Origin of the sequence: Desulfobacter hydrogenophilus, from assembly GCF_004319545.1 — a bacterium.
GTDB classification, from domain to species: domain Bacteria; phylum Desulfobacterota; class Desulfobacteria; order Desulfobacterales; family Desulfobacteraceae; genus Desulfobacter; species Desulfobacter hydrogenophilus.
Genome location: NZ_CP036313.1, coordinates 1959216 through 1979190, shown reverse-complemented (window position 1 = coordinate 1979190; position 19975 = coordinate 1959216). Strand labels below are relative to the sequence as shown.

The following is a 19975-nucleotide window of genomic DNA, read 5'->3' as shown; positions in this document are numbered from 1 at the left end:
TTTTGAGCCCCTGCAAAAATTTTATACTCTTACTTAACTCATCTTTTTGAAGGCATGCTATGTTATGTTGTGATTTAAAATCACTTACATTTCTCGCTTAAAAAGAGGGGTTAAAAAAATTCAAGAACGAATTGCCCTTCTTGTCCTTCTTGCCCTTTTTGCCAGTCTTCTCTTTTGCTTTTTTGGCGTCTTCCGGACTCAGAGACATTAAGTCTATCTGTTCTTTACTGAATGGCGTGCCGTAGCCTGCAAACTGCACAACAGGCTTTTCAGCGCTTTCAATTGGAACCCAATCCTCGTCTTTTTTGTCAAAAAATGTCCATTCCAAATTATCAGGCGCCACCGGAACGATTCCCTCCCAATGAACGACCTTGCCGTCTTTAAAAGAAAGCATTGGAACGGATTCCCCTTTTTGAATAAGCTGCGTTGCTTTGTTTGCGTGGCAATCCGAACAATCCTTGCCTTTTTCCTGGATTGCGTGGGTAAAATATGGGGCATATGCAATAAATTTTTTGCCTTTGTAAACAAGCGATTGAACGTTCGCAGAAGCAACCTTGCCATCATAATTCATAAGCAGGGTCCATGTTTGCGAAGGCGGAATAAAATTTCCTTTTCTTTGCTTGGTTTCCAAAAATTTTCCAAAATGGCAATTCATGCAGGTTGTGCTAGCTTTCACATGACATGCCGAACAGTGAATATCTTTTTTATGCTGCTTGTGCGCTTCGTTGGTATCTTCCGGATCTTCTTCGTGGCAATTTTCACAGGTCGCAGTAACAGCTCCCTTTTCGCGCATGGTGTGATATTGCGTGCCGTCTCCGTGCACATCATGAGATTCGTGGCATTCCACGCAGGTCATTCCATTTTTAAAATGCACGTCCAGCGCGTCCTGTGCTGTATTGATTTTAATGGTAGCTTTTGCCCGTGTATGACATTTGAGGCAAGTCTCGTTTTTTTGGGCGACTTCTGTGGAATAAGTGCATTTTCCCTCTTTTCCACCAATGTGGCATTGGTCGCAGCTTTTAACGTGGCAATTTTTGCAGTCAAGCTCATCGTAGGGAATTCCTGTGAGATTTTTGAATCCCCCCTCTTCCTCATACCAGTAACGCATTCCTTCTCCACTGGCATGGAGGCTTTTGGAAAAGCACGACGGATCGTTGCTTTCATCCGCATTTGCAGAATAAAAGCATCCAATAAAAAGCACAGCAATAAATACCATAAAAACTGATTTTAAATTTAAACCCATTAATCCCTCCTTATAAAATAAAAAAATTAACACAAAGTTATGATCAACCTCTCTCTTTAATAAATCAAGGGCTATTATCCATGGTACAATATTTTATATGCCAACGGCATGTTTATATGCATTACTATCCACAACAAAAGATAAAAGTAATTCAATAAGTTATTTTGACTTTCATATAAGATACAATTATCTATTCGGGCCGGCGCGTCATTCTATCCTGCCCGGACAAAATTTTAAGTTCATGCCCCAGAATTCATTGACCCGGTCTAAATAGTCCTGTTCCGAATTTGACTTAAGCAGTTTTTTCAACGGTTTCTTGCTGTTCTCAAAAGAAGGCCCCAGATAGTTCCAGAATCCCTTCATGCGCCCGATAAGGTGCCCCGGGCCTGAAAAGACCTGTTTGTAACTATTAAAAAGATCCGCATAAAATTTTTTCAATCGTTCACGCCTTTGGAAGTCGGTGTTTTGGGAATCGATGTTCATCCCCTTGATCTGCTCAGGCAAAAAGGGGTTGGAAAGAACACCTCTGCCGATCATGAAGCGACTGATGTCCGGAAAACGCTGCCGGATTATTTCCCATGATGCCGAGTCCACAATATCTCCGTTATAGACCATGGGATGGTCACAGGCGTTCATGGCCGCTTCAAACGCGTCAACATCAACGGCGCCTGTATACATTTGCTCCCCGGTTCTGGGATGCAGGATAATTTCGTCAAGTTTGTGGGCATTAAACATTGCAATCAGGTCCCGGATCTCTTCCTTACTTTTACGCCCCAGGCGGATTTTAACACTTAACGCGGGTTTCATGACCGGGATTACCCGGGAAAGGAAAGCGTCTATTTTATCCGGGTGGGATAAAAGGCCCGACCCCCTCAGTTTCTTTGCAATCTTTGAATGAGGGCACCCAAGGTTCCAGTTCACCTGGGCATAGCCCATGTCAAAAAGAGAATCCCCAAGATAGATAAAATCATCCGGATCATTACCCAGAATCTGGGGGATGACAGGAAGGGCTGTGTTCAACGCCGGATCCACGTCTTTAAGTCTGGACGGTTTCAAGCGCCTGCTGCTCATGGTAGATATAAACGGGGCCATGGCCTGGTCAATGCCGTTGAAATGCCTGACATAGGCCTGTCTAAACACCACATCTGTGACCCCCTGCAAAGGGGCAAGTATCAAAAAGGGACGATTATCTGCCATAGGGGTGTTTTCCTTAATTGTCAGGCATTGATCAATAAAATATTTTGACAAACCCGAGGACGATCCATTATAGAGTCAATATTTTTTGATTAGCTATACATAAGATTAATTTGGATTGCAAGGAGTGTTTCCTAAAGTATGAAAGAGTTCTATAAACAGATTATCCATATCAACCGTATGCCGGATGATTCTGAAAAACAGGTCCGGGTAAAGGCATTTTTTGATTCTTTGAACAGCATGGTAATGCCGGATTCATTCAACTGGGCAAACCAGGTGTTTGAAGGTCTTCATGTGGCCCGGACTCCGGATAAAACGGCTTTGGTGTATGAAGATCTAACCACACTTGAATCCAGCCGCTTTTCCTATTTTGATCTGTCATGCCGGGCCAACAGGCTGATCAATTTTCTGGCGGACCAGGGCGTTGGCATGAAAGATAATATGTATATGATGGTGCCCCTGTGTCCTGAAATATGGTTTGCAAGTCTTGCCTGCATCAAGGCCGGCATTGTCAGCGTGCCCACGGCCACCACCATGACCGCAAGGGAGCTGGATTTCCGGTTTGAAACCTATAAACCTGATGTCATTCTGGCAGACATGGCCAGTGTCGAGATCATTGAAAACGCTATCCGGGAAACAAAGATCACTCCCAAGGTGAAACTGGTGCTTGGCCAGGCACCGGGCTGGATTTCCTACGACGAGGTGGAAAAGGCATCTGACAAGGCGGAGGCCGCAAACACGGCATCCGATGATATTTTGTTCTGCTTTTTTACCTCCGGGACCACCGGTTTGCCGAAGCGGGTGGGACATACGGCAGTTTCCTATCCTGTGGGGCATTTATCAACCACGGCCATGATAGGGCTCAAACCCGATGACATCCATCATAATCTCAGTGCACCCGGATGGGGTAAATGGGCCTGGTCCTCTTTTTTTGCGCCCTTTAATGTGGGAGCCACAGTAACTGCATTCCGGTTTGATTCCTTGGATGCAAAGGTTTACCTTGATGCGGTTGCAAGACAAAAGGTCACAACCCTTTGTGCGCCGCCTACTGCCTGGCGCATGTTTGTAAATGCCGACCTTGATGGTATTGACCTGTCCTGTCTGCGTCAGTCCGTGTCTGCCGGAGAACCCTTAAATCCGGAAGTGATTACACGCTGGCATGGCTTTACCGGCACCCGTATCCGGGATTTTTATGGGCAGACAGAATCCACGGCCATGATCGGTAACCCGCCATGGATGGCCGAAAATATGCGGGCAGGTTCTTTTGGCGTGCCGTCTTCCATGTATGATGTAACCTTGGCTGATGATGAAGGCAATGAGATTACACAACCGGATCAAGAGGGGTACATTGTTGTAAAAATAGACAACTGGGTACCGGTGGGACTTTTTAAAGAGTATATCGGCAATCCGGAAAAAATGGATTCCGTATTTGTGGACCAATATTATTACACCGGAGACAAGGCGTCCTTTGATGCCGATGGGTACTGGTGGTTTGTGGGTCGGGCCGATGATGTCATTAAATCAAGCGATTACCGCATCGGCCCCTTTGAAGTGGAGAGTGCGCTTATCGAACACCCTGCGGTGGACGAGGCTGCGGTTGTGGGGACCCCTGATCCCAGGAGGTACCAACTGGTCAAAGCCTATGTCATTCTCAGTCCGGGTGAAGCCGGCAGCAGGGAAATGGCCCTGGCCTTGTTCAAGCACACCATAAACATCCTTGCCAAATTTAAAATTCCAAGAGTCATTGAATTTGTTGATAAAGTGCCAAAAACCATTTCCGGAAAAATTCGTCGTATTGATTTGAGAGATACCGAAGCAGACCGGAGGGGAACCCAAAGAGTTGAGGAAGCGCCCATCAAAGAGTATTTTTACTGGGATTTTCCCGAATTAAGCTCAAAAAACAAATAAGGAAGGCCGTGTAGACGGTCTGTGTGGCGGGCTGTCAGCTTTATTGATCATCAGTCGTATTCGGTTTTCCAATGATTTTAAAGGGCATGATTACTTCAATTTCCCCACTTTCCCCCCGTATAAATTCTGCGTGGGGATAGGTGTTTTTAAACACATTGAGCATTTTTCGGTTTTCGGCCAGGACAAGGGCAGTAAAACCGGAATAATTGTTCTTCCGGGCAATTTTTTCAAGGCAGCTCAACAAAAAGGTGGCAATTCCCTGACCATGCAGTTCCTCCTGCACCAGAAAAGCCACTTCCGCATGCTTGGGGTCCACTTCTGCGTAAGACGCCACCGCCACAATCTGTTTGCGTTTGCCCTGCTGCATAAGGGCAATAAGGGTCATATTCCGGCTGTAATCCACCTGGGCCCACATCTGCTGGAGCATACGCCTTGAGAACACTTTGCGGCGGTTAAAAAACCGAAAATAGATGGAATCTTCCTGGAGAGAATAGTAAAAATTTCTGGATTCAAATTCATCCGAAGGCTGAAGCGGCCGGACTTCCAGCTGTTTTCCGCTGGGCAAAAGCATGTTGTATTTATAACCGACGAGAAACAGCAGGTCCTGATTTGTGGGCGGCAGTTGGTCGCTGAAAATATAATGGCGCTGTTTGGCCTGTTCAATGAGCTGCTTGCGGAATTTGGGATGGGCAATCTGGGCCAGTTCCATAACCCTTTGAAAAATACTTTTCCGCCGGATTTCTGCAATACCGTACTCAGTGACCACAATGTCAATATCACCCCGGGTGGTGGCAACCCCGGCACCTTCGCTTAAATGCGTCACAATGCGGGATACCTGGCCGTTCTGGGCCGTGGACGGGATGATGACAATAGAAAATCCGCCCTTGGACATGGCAGATCCCCTTATGAAATCCACCTGGTCACCGATGCCCGAATAGAACAGATACCCTTTTGAATCCGTGCATATCTGGCCTGTCAGATCCACCTCCAGGGCAGAGCTGATGGAGATCAGGTTATCGTTTTTGGCAATGACATTGGGATCGTTCACAAATTCAGATGAACTGAAATAGAACATGGGATTGTCAGCTATATATTTATATAATTCCTTTGACCCCATGCAAAGGGACGCTACAGCCCGTTCGGGGAGAAAATTCTTTTTGCGATTAGTGATTACCTTCTGTTTGAATAAAGGCAGAAGGCCGTCCGTTATCACCTGGGTATGGATACCAAGATCCTTTTTGCCAGCCAGATAGGGCATAATGGCATGGGGCAGATGCCCGAAACCAATCTGCAGCGTGGCACCATCATCCACCAGCTGGCTGACATAATGCCCAATACGTTCGACCACGGTTTTATTTTTGGTCTTGGGCAGAGACTCCAGAAGATCTTCTTCGTATTCTACTAAATAATCAATATCGTCGATGTGCACCAACGAATCTCCCCAGGTTCTGGGCATTTGGGGATTGACTTGGGCGATGGTAACTTGTGCACTTTTCATTCCGGAAAGGGTGATATCCACGGAAATGCCTAAAGAGCAGTAACCATGGGCGTCTGGAGGACTGACCTGAACCAGGGCAACATCCAGGCCGATTTCATTGTTCCGAAAAATCTTTGGGATCTGTGACAGGTAGACCGGGATATAGTCAATTTTTCCTTCAAATGCAAATTTACGCATAAGGATGGAAATAAAAAACAGTTTAATGGAAAACCGGGACGAAAAATTGTCGTCATTAAGATATTCCGCCAAGGTGGTTGAAAGCATCTGATATACAACAATATCCTGAAGGGACTGATTCTCGACCATGGTCCGAATAAGGTGCTGGGGTTCTCCGCATCCTGTACCGATGAATACCCGTGAACCGTTGCGAATTTTTTTTACACTTGCTTGTGCGGTGAGTAGCTTATCAGGACAGATTTGTTGTAAATCCATGCTATTTCTCCTGCCGGGTCAATGCCAGAGTCGAAATCGTTGGGCCCATGTACAGGCTAAAGCAAACCATACATTGAATTGATAATCAATTGTTTTTATTTTGATCATCAGCAATTATGTCCCGGTACGATGGTTCGCGGCTCAAAATTTAATGTGGCAAAATAATCATCCATGGTCTCTGCCCGGCGGATCAGTTCAATGCTGCCGTCTGTTTTAAGCAAAAGTTCCTTGGGACGAAGCTGGCCGTTGTAATTAAAGCCCATCGCATGTCCGTGTGCCCCGGTGTCGTGGATAATCAAAATGTCGCCTTCCCGGGTTTCGGGCAACTGTCTTTGGATGGAAAACTTGTCATTATTCTCACACAGCGCACCGACGACATCCACTATTTTCAAGGGGACGGATTCCGGTTTGCCATGGATGTGGATGTGATGGTAGGCGCCATACATTCCCGGGCGCATCAATGCCGACATGGATGCATCCACGCCCACATAGTTGCGATAAGTGTTTTTGTGGTTAATCACAGAGGTAACAAGGACGCCGTGGGGGCCGGTGATAAACCGGGCACTTTCCATATATAATTTGGGTACCCAGCCGTTTTTCGCTTTAAAGGCCTCAAAAGAAGCGATGATGCCGCCGGCCATGCCGTCAAGATTGAATGGCTTGGCATCCGGGGTATAGGGAATGCCTAACCCGCCGCCGATATTAATAAATTCAAACCGGATGTCAAGGGTGCGGCTTATCTCTTCAACCAGCTCCAGCAACATGTCCGCCGTATCAATCATGTATTGAAAATTAAGCTCATTGGAGGCCATCATGGTATGCAGGCCAAACCGCTTAACACCAAGGGATATCGCTTGGTCATAGGCTGAAAAAATCTGGTCCCGGGTCAGGCCGTATTTGGCTTCTTCAGGTTTACCGATAATATCGTTCCCCTGGCGTGTCGCGCCGGGATTGTATCTGAAACAAAGCAGATCAGGTATAGCCGGCAGTTTTGCAATCAAGGAAATATCATCCAGGTTTATGATGCTGCCTCCATTGTCCATGGCGGCTTTCAGCTGTTCCTGGGTGGTGTTGTTGGAGGTAAACATGATATCGTCGGCATTGCTTCCTACTTTACGGGCCAGCTCTATTTCCGGTACCGAAGAGCAGTCAAAGCCAAACCCCTGGGTTTTGAGAAGCGCCATCACCGTAGGATTTGGCAGTCCCTTTACGGCAAAATACTCCTTGAATCCGTCAATGGGGGAAAATGCATTGTTCAGGGCCTGGCATGTTTGAATGATCCCGGTTTCATCGTAGATGTGAAAAGGGCTGCCAAAGGCTGCGACGGCATCCTGGACCACCGCTGACAGCCTTCCTTTGAATTCAGGTGACATGGGCATGATAATAATTCCTTTATATTAATGTTCCGGAGTGAAAACCCGTGTTTGAGTGAAAAGTTGTCCAGATGCAAGTTTTTTACAACGCCGCAGATGGGTGATTTTCCGCTCAAACACAAATTAAACGTCATCCGGCAGTTTAATCTTGGCGCTTTCCTTAAACGTGGAAAGCGCAATAAATGTTTTGGTCGCCTTTACGCTGCTCACATCGGCGATCCGGGTTTGTATCAGTTCTTCCAGCGCCATGTTGCCGGATGCCTTTATTTTAATCATCAAGGTGTCGCCACCGGCCAGATAATGGACTTCCTGGACCTGTTCAATGGTTGCCAGCTGTTCGCCGGTTTCCCGAATCTTGGACGGGCGGGTCACCTGGATGCTGACAAAGGCGGTCATGGCACAGCCGAACATATCCGGGTTCAGGCGCACCTCATAGCCCTGGATGATCTTTTTTGCCTCCAACTTTTTAATCCGCTCAAGCACTGCGGAAGGTGCCATGCCAATGGTTCTGGCAACCTCAACATTGGGGATTCTGGCTTTTTTCTGCAAGATTTTAAGAATTTCCAGGTCAGTTTTATCCATACTAAATTATATTCAATTTAAGTTAAATTTATCATGTAAGTTTTATTCCCGAGAAAGAATATTCGTTGTTTTGTACAAAGTCAAGAATATTATTCTTGATAAATAAAAAAAAACCAAATCAAGTTCTCTTCACGTGAGTTTTGCCGAAGATTTAGACATTTTGATTTTGGTTGATAAAATGTGGGGTTTCGTATACATGTAAAATTTAAGTCAATTCCGATTAACAACAGGTTTGGATGGATGAATAAGGATAGCATTAAAATCCTAGTGGTGGATGATGAAAACGACATTCTGGATGTCACCGAAGGATTTTTTGAAAGAAAAGGCTACCAGGTATATACCGCAGGAAACGGGGAAAACGCTCTGGCTATTGTCAACCAAAAAAAAATAGATTGCGTTTTCACCGATATAAATATGCCGGTGATGGACGGGCTCGAACTTGCCGAACAAATTCGCCATATTGACAATACACTGCCTGTTGTGGTGATGACCGGGTATCCTTCCCTTGAAAATACCATACAGACTCTGAAAAACGGCGTTGTGGATTACCTGATCAAGCCGGTGAACCTCGAACAGATGGAGTTGACCCTTCGCAGGATATTGCGAGAACGCGGACTTTTTATTGAAAATCTGATCCTTAAAGAAGAGGTGGAACGTCAGGAACGCTTGCATCAACTCAACAACGAACTGATCAAAAAGGTGGAGGATGTCAACACTTTAAACCGGGTCATGGAAGATTTTGCCGCCATTGATTCCAGTTACGAAATTTTTAACAAGGTTGTCCGATTAGGCGTCGAAGAACTCAAGGCGGACCTGGTCTTTTTCCATGTGTATTCAGAACAGGGCAGTTCCCTGGTCCTTGTGGACAAAGCCGATGCGAAAAATAAAAAATGCCCGGCATCCTATTCCATAGATATTCCTGAACAGGAAAAAGCATTTATTATAGAGTCGCTGGGAAGCGATCACACGCCCTGTCTCATCGCAGATGCGTCCGGAATCCCATCAATGAAAGAGCAGGTAAACTCCTTTATGGTTGCACCATTGAAAATCCGGGATAAAATTTTCGGTGTTGTGTCGGCTTATATTTTCCAAGGGCCGCGTTCTTTTGGAGAGAAGGATATTTACTATTTAAATTTTATCACCCAGAAAGCCGCCTCGGGAATTGAAAACATAGCTTTATATGAAAATATATATGAGAATCTGTTCTCCACCCTGTTTGCGTTTGTTACCGCACTTGAAGTCCGGGATCTTTATACCCGAAAACACTCCAGCAGAGTGGCCAGATTCGCCCAGATCATTGCCGAGGAAATGGGGTGTACTGAAGAAGAACTGGACATAATCAATGTGGCAGGCAGCCTTCATGATATCGGTAAAATAGGTATTAGGGATGATATCCTCTTAAAGCCCGGACGCCTTACCGAAGATGAATACGAAAAAGTAAAAGAGCATCCTGCCATCGGCGCTGATATTATAAGCAAACTGGGTCTGTGGGGTAGAGAAGCGAAGATTATCCGGCATCACCACGAACGTTTTGACGGCACGGGATATCCCGACGGCCTTAAAGGCGGACAGATTCCTAAGCATGCAAGGATATTATCGGTTGCCGACAGTTATGACGCGATGGCCTCGGACAGGGCCTACCGGAAAAAAAAAGATAAGAATGTCGTCATCGGCATTATAATTAAAAATTCAGGTACTCAATTTGACCCTGATGTGGTGGATGTTTTTCTGCGGGTGGCGAATCAGGACCTGCCGGATGACTTTTAGGACCGCAAATTAAATAACTTGAACGAAATAGCTTGCCTTTTGGCCCATCTCCTTCGTTGCATGAAAAGCTTAACAGGCCTGCTATTCGACCTTTCATGCGCCGTGTAGATGAACCAAAATTCGGCGTTATTTCTGCCCAACTTATTTAATCTGCGGTCCTTAATGACTTGAGCCTGAAAATGAAATATGCTAATCTAATTTAAAAAATTATTGAGTATAACATTTTATATCTTTCAGCGTGGAGTGAAATTGCATTGAGCATTTCAGACAAAGACGATAGGCGAAAATATTCCAGGGTAATTTTTACAACCAAAATCGAAATCCATATGCTTGATGAGTCCGGACAAAACGTACAGTTTACGGCCCATTCAAAGAATCTGAGCCAGAAAGGCGTATTTGTCAAGACAGATAAGCGGCCTTCCTTGGATACGGCGTGCCGGGTGAATGTTTATCTGTCCGGAGGAATAGACGACCTCAAACTGAAAATTCAAGGACGAATCGTCAGACACACGAATACCGGATTCGGTGTAGAGTTCGAGTCCATGGACGTAGATACGTATACCCATCTGAAAACGTTGGTTTTGTACAATATTGAAGGCTCTGATTAGTTACCCGGCAGTATATGAAGTTAAATTTAAACCGTCTGGAGGGGTTGTTCCTTGGATGTCACACTGATAAATCCATTCATCAATGCAACCATAAACGTATTGGAGACAATGGCTTTTGTTACGGTTTCTGCGGGGAAACCCTATTTAAAAAAAGATAATATCGCCGTGGGTGATGTCACCGGTGTCATGGGACTGACCGGCGTCGCCCAGGGAACCATTGCCGTAACCTTTGAAGAGAAATGTATTTTAACAGTTGTTTCCAACATGTTCGGAGAAAAAATAGACAGGCTCAACGGTGATATCGCCGATGCCGTTGGGGAATTGACAAATATGATTTCCGGACAGGCCCGGCGGGAACTTGATGAAATGGGCAAGATGTTCAATGCTGCCATACCATCAGTGATCACTGGGAGAAGACATACAATCAGGCACTATGGGAATGGCCCTAAAATCGCGATCCCTTTCCAAACCGATGGTGGAGAATTTACAATTGAGGTGTGTTTTGATAGATAGAAGATGGGTTTCAATCCAATTAAGGAGGACAATGTGGCAATGGACACATCCATCAAGATTTTGATAGTTGACGATTTTGCGACCATGCGCCGTATTCTGAAGAATATTTTAAAACAGCTTGGTTTTAAAAATCTGGTGGAGGCCGATGACGGCACAACAGCTTGGGACGTCCTTGAAAGCCAGAAGATTGATCTGATTATTTCCGACTGGAACATGCCCAAGATGACGGGCCTTGAACTGCTCAAAAAGGTCCGGACCAGCACCCAGTACAAGACCGCACCTTTCCTGATGGTCACGGCAGAAGCCCAGAAACAAAACGTTATAGAAGCCGTACAAGCCGGTGTCTCCAATTACGTGGTCAAGCCGTTTACGGCAGAGGCTATTTCCGACAAACTCAAAAAAATTCTTAAGTAAGTTAAATTCCAATGGCCCAAGCAACTGCTGAAAAAACAACGGGGTCTGTTGACGCCCCGCCGAAAAACGTATCGAGTTTCAACCGCAACGGTATTGCCGGCATAAGTAAAGGACTGATGGCCGTGCTTGACCGGGTGCGTAAAGTTGCGCGCTCTGATTCATCGGTGCTTATCACAGGAGAAAGCGGTACAGGCAAAGAACTTATTGCCCGGGCCATCCATAAGAATTCAGCAAGAAAAGACGGCCCCATGGTGGTAATCAATTGCGGGGCAATTCCCAGCGAGCTGCTCGAAAGTGAGTTGTTCGGGCATGAGAGAGGCGCATTTACCGGTGCCCACCGTGCAAGGACAGGGCGTTTTGAAATTGCCGATAAAGGTACGATTTTTCTGGATGAAATCGGTGACATGAGCCCTGATCTGCAGGTAAAACTTTTACGCGCGTTGCAGGAAAGACGGTTCGAGCGAGTGGGCGGATCCCAGACCATATCGGTGGATATCAGGGTAATTTCGGCCACCAACAAAAACCTGACCGCAGCCATAGAAAATAACGAATTCAGGGAAGACCTGTATTACCGTCTTAATGTGATTCCCATTGACATCCTGCCCCTGCGGGAACGCCCTGAAGATATCATACCCTTAGTGGACCATTTTCAGTCCGGTTTTGCACGGCGCAATACCGAATACATGCCCAAAATATTTCCTGATTCGGTAAAACAGGTGCTTGCGACCTATGAATGGCCTGGAAACATCAGAGAACTGGAAAATCTGGTGGAACGGTTGTCAGTCCTTGTGGAAGAGGATACCGTCAGCATAGCTGATCTGCCGGGTTGTATGACCGATGCCAAGACAGAGACCACCCGGGTCTGTGTGGCCGGCGTGTTCCAGAAAAACATCGGTTTTAATGAGGCAGTGGAATCGTATCAAAAATCTTTAATTACCCACGCTTTGAATAAAACCGGATGGGTAAAAGCCAGGGCCGCCGAAATGTTGAAAATGAACCGGACGACCCTGGTTGAGAAAATAAAAAAAATGGATATCGAACCGGAAGATGAGATGCCGGTTTTTTGACACCTGCCGCCGGAAATCCCTACTCCCTGTCCAGCCCTCGTTGTGAACTTATTTGCCGAACGTGCTTTTTAAAGGGCATTCAATCTGATATGATGCACAATTATAGGTATGGCATATTACTTGCTTTTTAGTTCTCCAACCATGAACCCTTTTGGATATTAATATATCATGAGAGAATTAATCCCCACATACCTGAAGGTTTTATCATCGGCCTGGACCGTAGTTTTCTGTGTATTCATTCAGGCTGCGACGACCATGGCCGCACACCCCGTTGTCAAAGCAATCCACGTCAAGGACAATCCCTTTTCAGTGACGGTTGAGATGAGCGGTAAAGCCCCTGTAAAAGTTGTCCGTATCGGAGAGCGGGAAGTCCTGGTGGCCATTAAAAATGCACGCCTTACCAGAGGGCTTGTCATTGGCGGAAAAGATAATCCCAACCTCGAATCCGTCCATGTGGAAACCCTTGAAGGCAACGTGATCGCCCTAATGGTGACGGGTAAGTACGCCAGTGAAAAAAAGATTAAATTCTCTTTTGATGCCGCAAATAACCAGTTGACCGTGATTTTAAATAAAGCCGTAAATGTTGCTTCTTCCGTTCCCAAATATGTTCCTGCACCCCAGACAAAGACTATCCAGAAACCTTCAGCACCGGCTGTGCCTGCTGTTTCCAAACCTGAAAAACAGTCGGTAGCACCGGCAACGGAATCCGATGGAAAACAAATCCTTGCCGACGCCCCTAATGAGCCGTCAATACAAGTACCTGCTCCCCATTCCCAAACCGAACTGCCCCGGAAAGCACAGCCCCTTGATACTGTCCAAAAGTCGGACACCGGTCCCCAAAAGGATGCCAGCCTATCTAAAACAAAAGAGAGAATAAAGGAACCACCGCTTTATATACCGCCAAAGCGTCAGGCCAGTCGTTTTAAAGGCGACATTAGCGATATGTATCGGGACGAGGATCCGTTGCAGGGTTGTCAGGTTAATGCGCTGGAAAATGCGATGCTTCTGGTAAAAAAACAATTGTACAAAGAAGCCAGTGCCATTCTCGAACAGTATTTATTTGAAGAAAACCCCTTTTGCCGGGAACAAGTCTACTACTTAAGGGCCTATGTCAATTTTATGGGTATTGAGAACGATGATCCGGCAAGACTTTTAACTGCAGAACGTATGTTTCAGGATGCCATGGTCGCCTTTCCGAAATCAAGCTATATACCATTTGCCTATGCTGCCATGGGATTGATTCATACCCGTTTGCACAACAGCGCAACCGCCGAAGGATATTTTGATATTATCAGCAAGGACTTTCCGGACTATTCCGGTATGCCGGAGGTGGAGTATCATCTGGCCCAGATTTATAATGACAGAGGGTATAATGACAAAGCGTTGAACCTATATAAAAAGGTATTTGAGTCAAAAATAAGTAACGGCTATATATCGGATGCAGGGCTGGGGTATGGTAAGGCACTGTTTGAAAACCTTCGGTATTATGACGCGTTGAGCGTTCTTAATTATGTCATAAAAAATGATGTAAAAAAAGTTTATGACTCTTCTGACCTTCTCAAATACACGGCAGATGCCAATTTTGAATTGGGTTTAAGCAAAGGCGCCCGGGAAAATTATATCCGGCTGTTGAATCTTTATCCTGACATTAAAGATCCTGACATGGCTTTAAGCAAGGCCGGCGATGCCTATGGCATGGAGAATCAGGAAGAAAAGGCGATCAAGTTGTACGAACGGGTCCGAGAAAAATATCCTGACTCCCCTGGATATATCAATGCATCCATTGGAATTGCCAGGTACTTAAAAACGAATGCTGAAAAAATTAAGATTTACGAAATGATCAAGACCCGGTTTCCTGAAAACACCTATGCCCGGATCGCCATGATGCGCTTGGCTGAAATTTATCAAAAAAATGGTGAGTATGATAAATGCATCCAGGAAATTGAGGACCTGTTGTCCACTCATCCCAGGGGGTTGCGCTACGAGGCGGTTAAACTAATGCAAAAAGCCTATGAGGCCTTGTTCAAAGAACAGTTGAAGGCCGATGAATACACATCTGTATTGATGAGGTATGAAAAAGAACAGTTCAAGTTAAAAAAAATGGGGGGGCGACTGATACCCTTTTATGTGGGAAGTGCATATTTACAGGCGAATCTATATGAAGAGGCATTTAATCAGTTGATTTCTGCCTATAAACTTTATAAAAGAGCAGAACGGCCGGCTTTACTACTGTTTGGACTGGGCAAGGCCATGGATGAGTCCGGCAGAGACAATGATGCGTTAAAATTATTGTATGCCTTTACGAAAAGATTTCCAAAAAATAAAAACCGAGTGGATGCCCTGACCCGAATCGGGCAGATTTATATAGAAAAAGGCAGTTTTTCAAAAGCAGATGAGGCTTTTGCCTCGGCGTATAAGGCCGGGGAGGACGCTCTGGATAAAGGGCGGATACTCATGCTTCGCGCAGGGGTTTACCGAAAAAAGTCAGACTTAAAAACGGCGTCTGGACTCCAGGCCCGTGCGGTGAAGGCGTTTGCCGCATCGCCTGGCGAAAATTACGAGATACTGACAGGCGCATACAAAACGCTGGGGTCAACTTACCTGGAAATGAAATCCTATGGCCAGGCAGCCAATGCCTTTGCCAAAGCCCTTGATTTCTCAAAAGGTGACCGGGCCAAGTCAAATATCGGTTTTCTACTGGGGGACGCCTACCAGAAAGGCAATGTTCTGGATAAGGCGAAAGAAACCTTTGAACAGGTAGCGCAGTCGTACGACTCGGTCTGGGCCCGGCTTGCCCGGCAGCGGCTGAGCACGATGGGACTGGCGGAAAAAATGATAAATTCATAAGGATGCTTTGGCAACGTGCCTGGACAACGATTATTTCTCATAATTGAAAACCCCAAAGAGCGAATGACCTATACCGACCTGTTCGAGACGATGGGTTTTTTGGTTGATGCCGTTCCCGAAGGCTCGGATGCCATCACCCACGTGCTTTCTCAAAAACCTGCGGTAGTTGTGGCCGACGATGGTACGCCGGGATTCTCAGCTTTGGATTTTCTTAAACAGGCGGCGGATTCAGACACCGGGGTGCCAAAGACTATTATCCTTACCCCGGATCCTGTGATGGATTATGCCGTCAGCCTTATGCAGCACGGTGCCATGGATTATCTGATCAAGCCGGTTGATCCAAGACAGCTTGAACTCAGCGTTAAAAAATCCTTGGTCACAGCCTTTGCACCCGTGCCTGCTGCAAAGGGAAAAACAGTTAAACATAAAGCGGTTCAGATTATTACTAAAGACCCCAAAATGGCGCGTCTGCTTAAGCTTGCCGCCCGGGTGGCGGATTCGTCGGCATCGGTGCTTATTCAGGGCGAAAGCGGCACCGGCAAGGAGCTGCTTGCAAGATTTCTGCATGAAAAAAGTACCCGACGGCAGCAGCCGTTTATCGCCATCAACTGTGCAGCCCTGCCAGAAACCCTTCTGGAAAGCGAATTGTTCGGCCATGAAAAAGGGGCCTTCACCGGTGCATTGGCAAAAAAAGCCGGCAAGTTTGAACTGGCCGATAAAGGAACCCTGTTTCTGGACGAAATCACGGAGATGCAGTTTCATCTTCAATCCAAACTCCTACGGGTACTCCAGGAAAAGGTAGTAGACCGGGTGGGAGGCACTCAACCCGTGGATGTGGATGTCCGGATAATCGCCACTACCAACCGGGATGCCAAGACAGCCATAGAGGACCAGGCATTCAGGGAGGATTTGTTTTACCGCCTCAATACCATTCCGCTGATTATCCCCCCCTTGCGGGAGCGTAGTCAGGACATTCAGCCCTTATGCGATTTTTTTATAAAAAAATACTGCAGGATTGACGCAAGGTCTGTCAAAGGATTGACAGATCAGGCACGTTCCATGCTGAAGAATCATTCTTTTCCCGGCAACGTCCGGGAACTTGAAAATATAATTCATCGTGCCGTACTTCTTGCTGAAACCGATATGATCACCCCTTCTGATTTGCTCATGGATGATGGCGCAGAAACAGCCTTTTTTGATGACACAGGCATAGACTCCGTTGCCAATGAGGACTTTTCGGCAGTATCCCTCAAAGAGATGGAAGAAAAAATGATTTTCAGAACACTGGATCAGACCGAGGGAAACCGAACACATGCGGCAAAAATTCTGGGGATCAGTGTTAGAACTCTTCGCAATAAACTGAACGAATACAAAGAACCTCTCTGACGATTCCTGCTGTTTATCATTTCAGGCATGCAATTTGCATTTTTCGTTTATGATGTCGATATTCCGGTATTCCTGCCCGGATATCAACCCCGGGCATCTAAGGGAAATGCGAATAGAGGCAGACCCGGAACCCTCAATTTAAAAAACGGAGGTTAACATGGCCGATTCAAGAATTTTCGGGAACACCTACGAGATGATCGGGAAAAGTATGGACATCTCAACCCGGCGGCATAACCTGATCGCAGGCAATATCGCCAATATGGATACCATCGGGTATACGCCCAGCGATATAGATTTTCAAAGTGCGCTCAAACGGGCCATGACTGAACCGGAACCTGACTATCTGGACAAAACCAATGAAAAACATCTATCCGGCAATATTGACGGGTCAGCCGGTCAAATTAACGGTATGGACAGCGAGGATGTGGATATCTATCACCTGGATTCGGTGAACATTGATACGGAAATGATGAATCTGATGGAAAACAATGTGAAATTCAGATCTACTGCCGAAATGCTGCTGCGTAAAATGACCATACTCAACTATGCCATTGATGAAGGAGGAAAATAATCCATGGATTTAATGAATGCATCAAAAATCAGCGGCACGGCCCTTGCGGCCCATCGTATGAAACTCAATGTCATTGCTGAAAATCTGGCGAACGTGGATACCACCAGAAGCGAAGACGGCGGACCCTATCGTAGAAAAATGGTGGTATTCAAAGGAGATGATATTGACTCCTTTGAAAGCGTGGTCCAAGAAAAGATTCGAAAGGAGCGGTCCGGCCGGATTGAATTATCGGACATTGAGTTTGAGGAGGAAAAAAAGCCGGATAACGGCACAGGTGTCAGAGTGGATCAGATTGTCAGGTCCCAGGAAGATTTTCATCTGGTGTATAATCCGGCCCATCCCGATGCAGATCCGGATACAGGCTATGTGAAGATGCCCAACGTGGATCATTTAACCGAAATTTCAGACATGATGGTTGCCCGGCGCAGTTATGAGGCCAGTGTCACGGCGCTTTCCACCACAAAGAATATGGTTAGCAAAGCACTTGAAATAGGTAAATAATTTTTTGGGGGAAAAGGATGAAATCAATGGATGGAATAAATACACAAATTCCCGGCAAACTCTCCTTGTACAGGGAATCCGTGGCGAACCGGGCAGCCAAGCGAAGCCCAGAATTTATGAAACGTCTGGAATCAGCCGTCCTGGAAGTGAATAATAATCAGCATGTGGCAGATGATTCTGTTGAGGCCGTCATAGAAGGCAGGCTTGGTATTCATGAAGGCATGATGGCGTTAGGCAAAGCCTCCACCTCCCTAAAAGTACTGGCACAGGTCCGCAACAAGGCCATGAGTGCCTATGAAGAAATTATGCGTCTGCAGGTATAACCCTTTGCAGAGCAGGAGCCGCTTAAATGAATCCAGTAATTGAAAAAATCATTACCACGTTCAAAGAGATGAGCATGGTCCGTAAAGTCCTTATAGGCGGGCTGGCCCTGGTGGTGGTGGCAGGGTTTATCACCATGTTTGTATGGGCCAACCAAACCCCTTATAAAGCCGCATATTCAGAGTTGAGCCAGGAAGATGCCGCCGCTGTCGTGGAAATATTAAAATCTTCCAATACGCCCTATCGCCTGACCGGTGACGGGACCACCATTCTGGTTCCGGACACCATGGTATATGATATCCGGCTGACCATGGCCAAAGAAGGCATTCCCAAAGGCGCAGGGGTTGGATACGAGATTTTCGATAAAAGCGAATTCGGCACCACCGAGTTTGTCCAAAAAATAAATAAGAAGCGGGCGCTTCAGGGAGAACTGGCACGCACCATTGCGGCATTTGAGGCTGTCAAGGATGCCAAGGTTATGATTGTACTGCCAAAGGAGTCGGTTTTCGTGGAGGAGACCAAACAGCCTTCGGCATCCATTCTGCTGGAGCTGGTCGCAGATCTTCAGAAAGACGAAGTGGCTGCCATCGCACATCTGGTGGCGTCTTCCGTCCAGGATCTGACCCCAAAACTGGTAACCATTGTGGATACTGCCGGCCGGATTCTGTTTGAGGGAAAATCAGAAGAAGAAGAGGCCCGAATTAATGCAGAAAATCTTGCAGATGCGCAATATCAGTATAAGGTGCGCTTTGAAGAGAACCTGACACGCAGACTCCAGACCATGCTTGAGCGCATCGTGGGGGCGAATAAAGCCATTGTCCGGGTTACTTCGGAAATGGATTTTTCCAAAAATAACATGAATGAAGAAATTTATGATCCGTTTGAGCGGGGCGGGGAATTCATACGCAGCCGGAAAAACAGAGCTGAAAAGGTTGTCCAGCTTGACGAACAGGTTGGTATTCCTTCATCGGTCAATCCCATTACAGATGAAGACCAGGCCGGCGATAAAAACCGGGAACTGATCAATAAGAGTGATGATACGGTAAATTACGAAATCAGTCGACGGACCAGGGAAACCCAGAAACCCATGGCGGAACTCACAAGGCTTTCGGTCGCAGCCGTGATTGACGGGAAATATGAGTTCCAGACAGGTGACAATGGCGACACCAAACGGGTGTATATGCCCAGGTCTGCCGAAGAGATGCAGCAGTTCCAAAGTATTGTAACCAGAGCCATGGGTTATAACGAGGAGCGCAACGATCAAGTTTCCATGGAATGCTTCCCCTTTGCTTCCATCGACGATATGCAGGGCACCCAAGAGAGACTTACAGGCTGGCGCATGGTCCAGAAGGAATACGGGCGTCTCATTGCCAATTTACTGCTGGTTTTTGTATTGTTCCTGTTCATCATCCGGCCGATCATAAAAACTGTTCGTGACATCAAAGTTACGGTGGAACAGGAAGCGTTACCCTCGCCGGAAGAACGTGCCCAACTTGAGACAGAGGAAAAGGAACCTGCCTTTATTGAGATGAATGCGAATCAGCAGCGTGAATTTTTTGAAATGATGACCGAAGACCAGAAAGAAGAGTTTATCCAAAAAATGACTGCAGCTGAGCGGAACGCATACATAGCAAATATGAGTAGTCATGAAAAGGCCCGTTATTATGCGGAAAAAGACCTGTTCAAGACCGTGAATATCATCAAGGGATGGCTCAGTGACGTAGAGGAAGAAGAGGAGGAGGATTAATTC

At 46.3% G+C, this 19975-nt stretch carries 17 protein-coding genes; 12 read left to right on the top strand and 5 right to left on the bottom strand.

Annotation, left to right across the window (positions count from 1 at the left end; genetic code table 11):
• Positions 1 to 97: 97 nt before the first annotated feature.
• Both EYB58_RS08565 and EYB58_RS08560 read right to left on the bottom strand, forming a co-directional pair.
• Entirely contained in the window at positions 98 to 1243 is a 1146-nt protein-coding gene (locus tag EYB58_RS08565; RefSeq protein ID WP_111952611.1) for a cytochrome c3 family protein, read from the bottom strand.
• A gap of 207 nt (positions 1244 to 1450) precedes the next feature.
• Positions 1451 to 2440: a tRNA dihydrouridine synthase gene (locus tag EYB58_RS08560; protein WP_111952609.1), complete on the bottom strand. Its 990-nt coding sequence runs from the start codon at positions 2438 to 2440 to the stop codon at positions 1451 to 1453.
• Positions 2441 to 2578: 138 nt separating this feature from the next.
• Between EYB58_RS08560 and EYB58_RS08555 the strand changes: the two genes are divergently transcribed.
• Positions 2579 to 4345: an acetate--CoA ligase gene (locus EYB58_RS08555; protein WP_111952607.1), complete on the top strand. Its 1767-nt coding sequence runs from the start codon at positions 2579 to 2581 to the stop codon at positions 4343 to 4345.
• A gap of 40 nt (positions 4346 to 4385) precedes the next feature.
• On the opposite strand, the gene EYB58_RS08550 is transcribed toward EYB58_RS08555, so the two are convergent.
• The 3 genes from EYB58_RS08550 to EYB58_RS08540 all read right to left on the bottom strand — a co-directional run bounded on the left by EYB58_RS08550 (position 4386) and on the right by EYB58_RS08540 (position 8230).
• Entirely contained in the window at positions 4386 to 6275 is a 1890-nt protein-coding gene (locus EYB58_RS08550) for a bifunctional acetyl-CoA hydrolase/transferase family protein/GNAT family N-acetyltransferase (protein WP_111952606.1), read from the bottom strand.
• 107 nt (positions 6276 to 6382) lie between these two features.
• Complete coding sequence (locus tag EYB58_RS08545; RefSeq protein WP_111952605.1) at positions 6383 to 7654, bottom strand: diaminopimelate decarboxylase family protein; 1272 nt, start codon at positions 7652 to 7654, stop codon at positions 6383 to 6385.
• Between the two features lie 117 nt (positions 7655 to 7771).
• Positions 7772 to 8230 (bottom strand): Lrp/AsnC family transcriptional regulator, encoded by a 459-nt coding sequence (locus EYB58_RS08540; RefSeq protein WP_111952604.1) that lies wholly within the window; start codon positions 8228 to 8230, stop codon positions 7772 to 7774.
• A gap of 240 nt (positions 8231 to 8470) precedes the next feature.
• Between EYB58_RS08540 and EYB58_RS08535 the strand changes: the two genes are divergently transcribed.
• The 11 genes from EYB58_RS08535 (at position 8471) to fliF (ending at position 19972) form a co-directional block, all read left to right on the top strand.
• Complete coding sequence (locus EYB58_RS08535; RefSeq protein WP_111952603.1) at positions 8471 to 9997, top strand: HD domain-containing phosphohydrolase; 1527 nt, start codon at positions 8471 to 8473, stop codon at positions 9995 to 9997.
• A 254-nt stretch (positions 9998 to 10251) separates the two neighbouring features.
• Positions 10252 to 10605: a PilZ domain-containing protein gene (locus EYB58_RS08530; RefSeq protein ID WP_111952602.1), complete on the top strand. Its 354-nt coding sequence runs from the start codon at positions 10252 to 10254 to the stop codon at positions 10603 to 10605.
• A gap of 108 nt (positions 10606 to 10713) precedes the next feature.
• Positions 10714 to 11118 (top strand): chemotaxis protein CheX, encoded by a 405-nt coding sequence (locus EYB58_RS08525; RefSeq protein ID WP_242637598.1) that lies wholly within the window; start codon positions 10714 to 10716, stop codon positions 11116 to 11118.
• A gap of 39 nt (positions 11119 to 11157) precedes the next feature.
• Positions 11158 to 11532, top strand: coding sequence for a response regulator (locus EYB58_RS08520; RefSeq protein WP_111952600.1), 375 nt, complete (start codon positions 11158 to 11160; stop codon positions 11530 to 11532).
• 11 nt (positions 11533 to 11543) lie between these two features.
• Positions 11544 to 12599 carry a sigma-54 interaction domain-containing protein gene (locus EYB58_RS08515; protein ID WP_111952599.1) on the top strand — a complete coding sequence of 352 codons (1056 nt, stop codon included), beginning with the start codon at positions 11544 to 11546 and terminating at the stop codon, positions 12597 to 12599.
• A 168-nt stretch (positions 12600 to 12767) separates the two neighbouring features.
• On the top strand, positions 12768 to 15446 hold the full coding sequence (locus EYB58_RS08510) for a tetratricopeptide repeat protein (RefSeq protein WP_111952598.1): 2679 nt from the start codon (positions 12768 to 12770) through the stop codon (positions 15444 to 15446).
• Positions 15447 to 15461: 15 nt separating this feature from the next.
• Complete coding sequence (locus EYB58_RS08505; protein WP_111952597.1) at positions 15462 to 16832, top strand: sigma-54-dependent transcriptional regulator; 1371 nt, start codon at positions 15462 to 15464, stop codon at positions 16830 to 16832.
• Between the two features lie 157 nt (positions 16833 to 16989).
• Positions 16990 to 17403 carry a flagellar basal body rod protein FlgB gene (flgB, locus tag EYB58_RS08500; RefSeq protein ID WP_111952596.1) on the top strand — a complete coding sequence of 138 codons (414 nt, stop codon included), beginning with the start codon at positions 16990 to 16992 and terminating at the stop codon, positions 17401 to 17403.
• A gap of 3 nt (positions 17404 to 17406) precedes the next feature.
• The gene (gene flgC, locus EYB58_RS08495; protein WP_111952595.1) at positions 17407 to 17904 is read left to right on the top strand and encodes a flagellar basal body rod protein FlgC; all 498 of its coding nucleotides are present in this window, start codon (positions 17407 to 17409) and stop codon (positions 17902 to 17904) included.
• A gap of 26 nt (positions 17905 to 17930) precedes the next feature.
• Complete coding sequence (fliE, locus tag EYB58_RS08490; protein WP_111952593.1) at positions 17931 to 18227, top strand: flagellar hook-basal body complex protein FliE; 297 nt, start codon at positions 17931 to 17933, stop codon at positions 18225 to 18227.
• Positions 18228 to 18253: 26 nt separating this feature from the next.
• Positions 18254 to 19972 carry a flagellar basal-body MS-ring/collar protein FliF gene (gene fliF / locus EYB58_RS08485; protein WP_111952591.1) on the top strand — a complete coding sequence of 573 codons (1719 nt, stop codon included), beginning with the start codon at positions 18254 to 18256 and terminating at the stop codon, positions 19970 to 19972.
• The last annotated feature ends 3 nt before the right edge of the window (positions 19973 to 19975 follow it).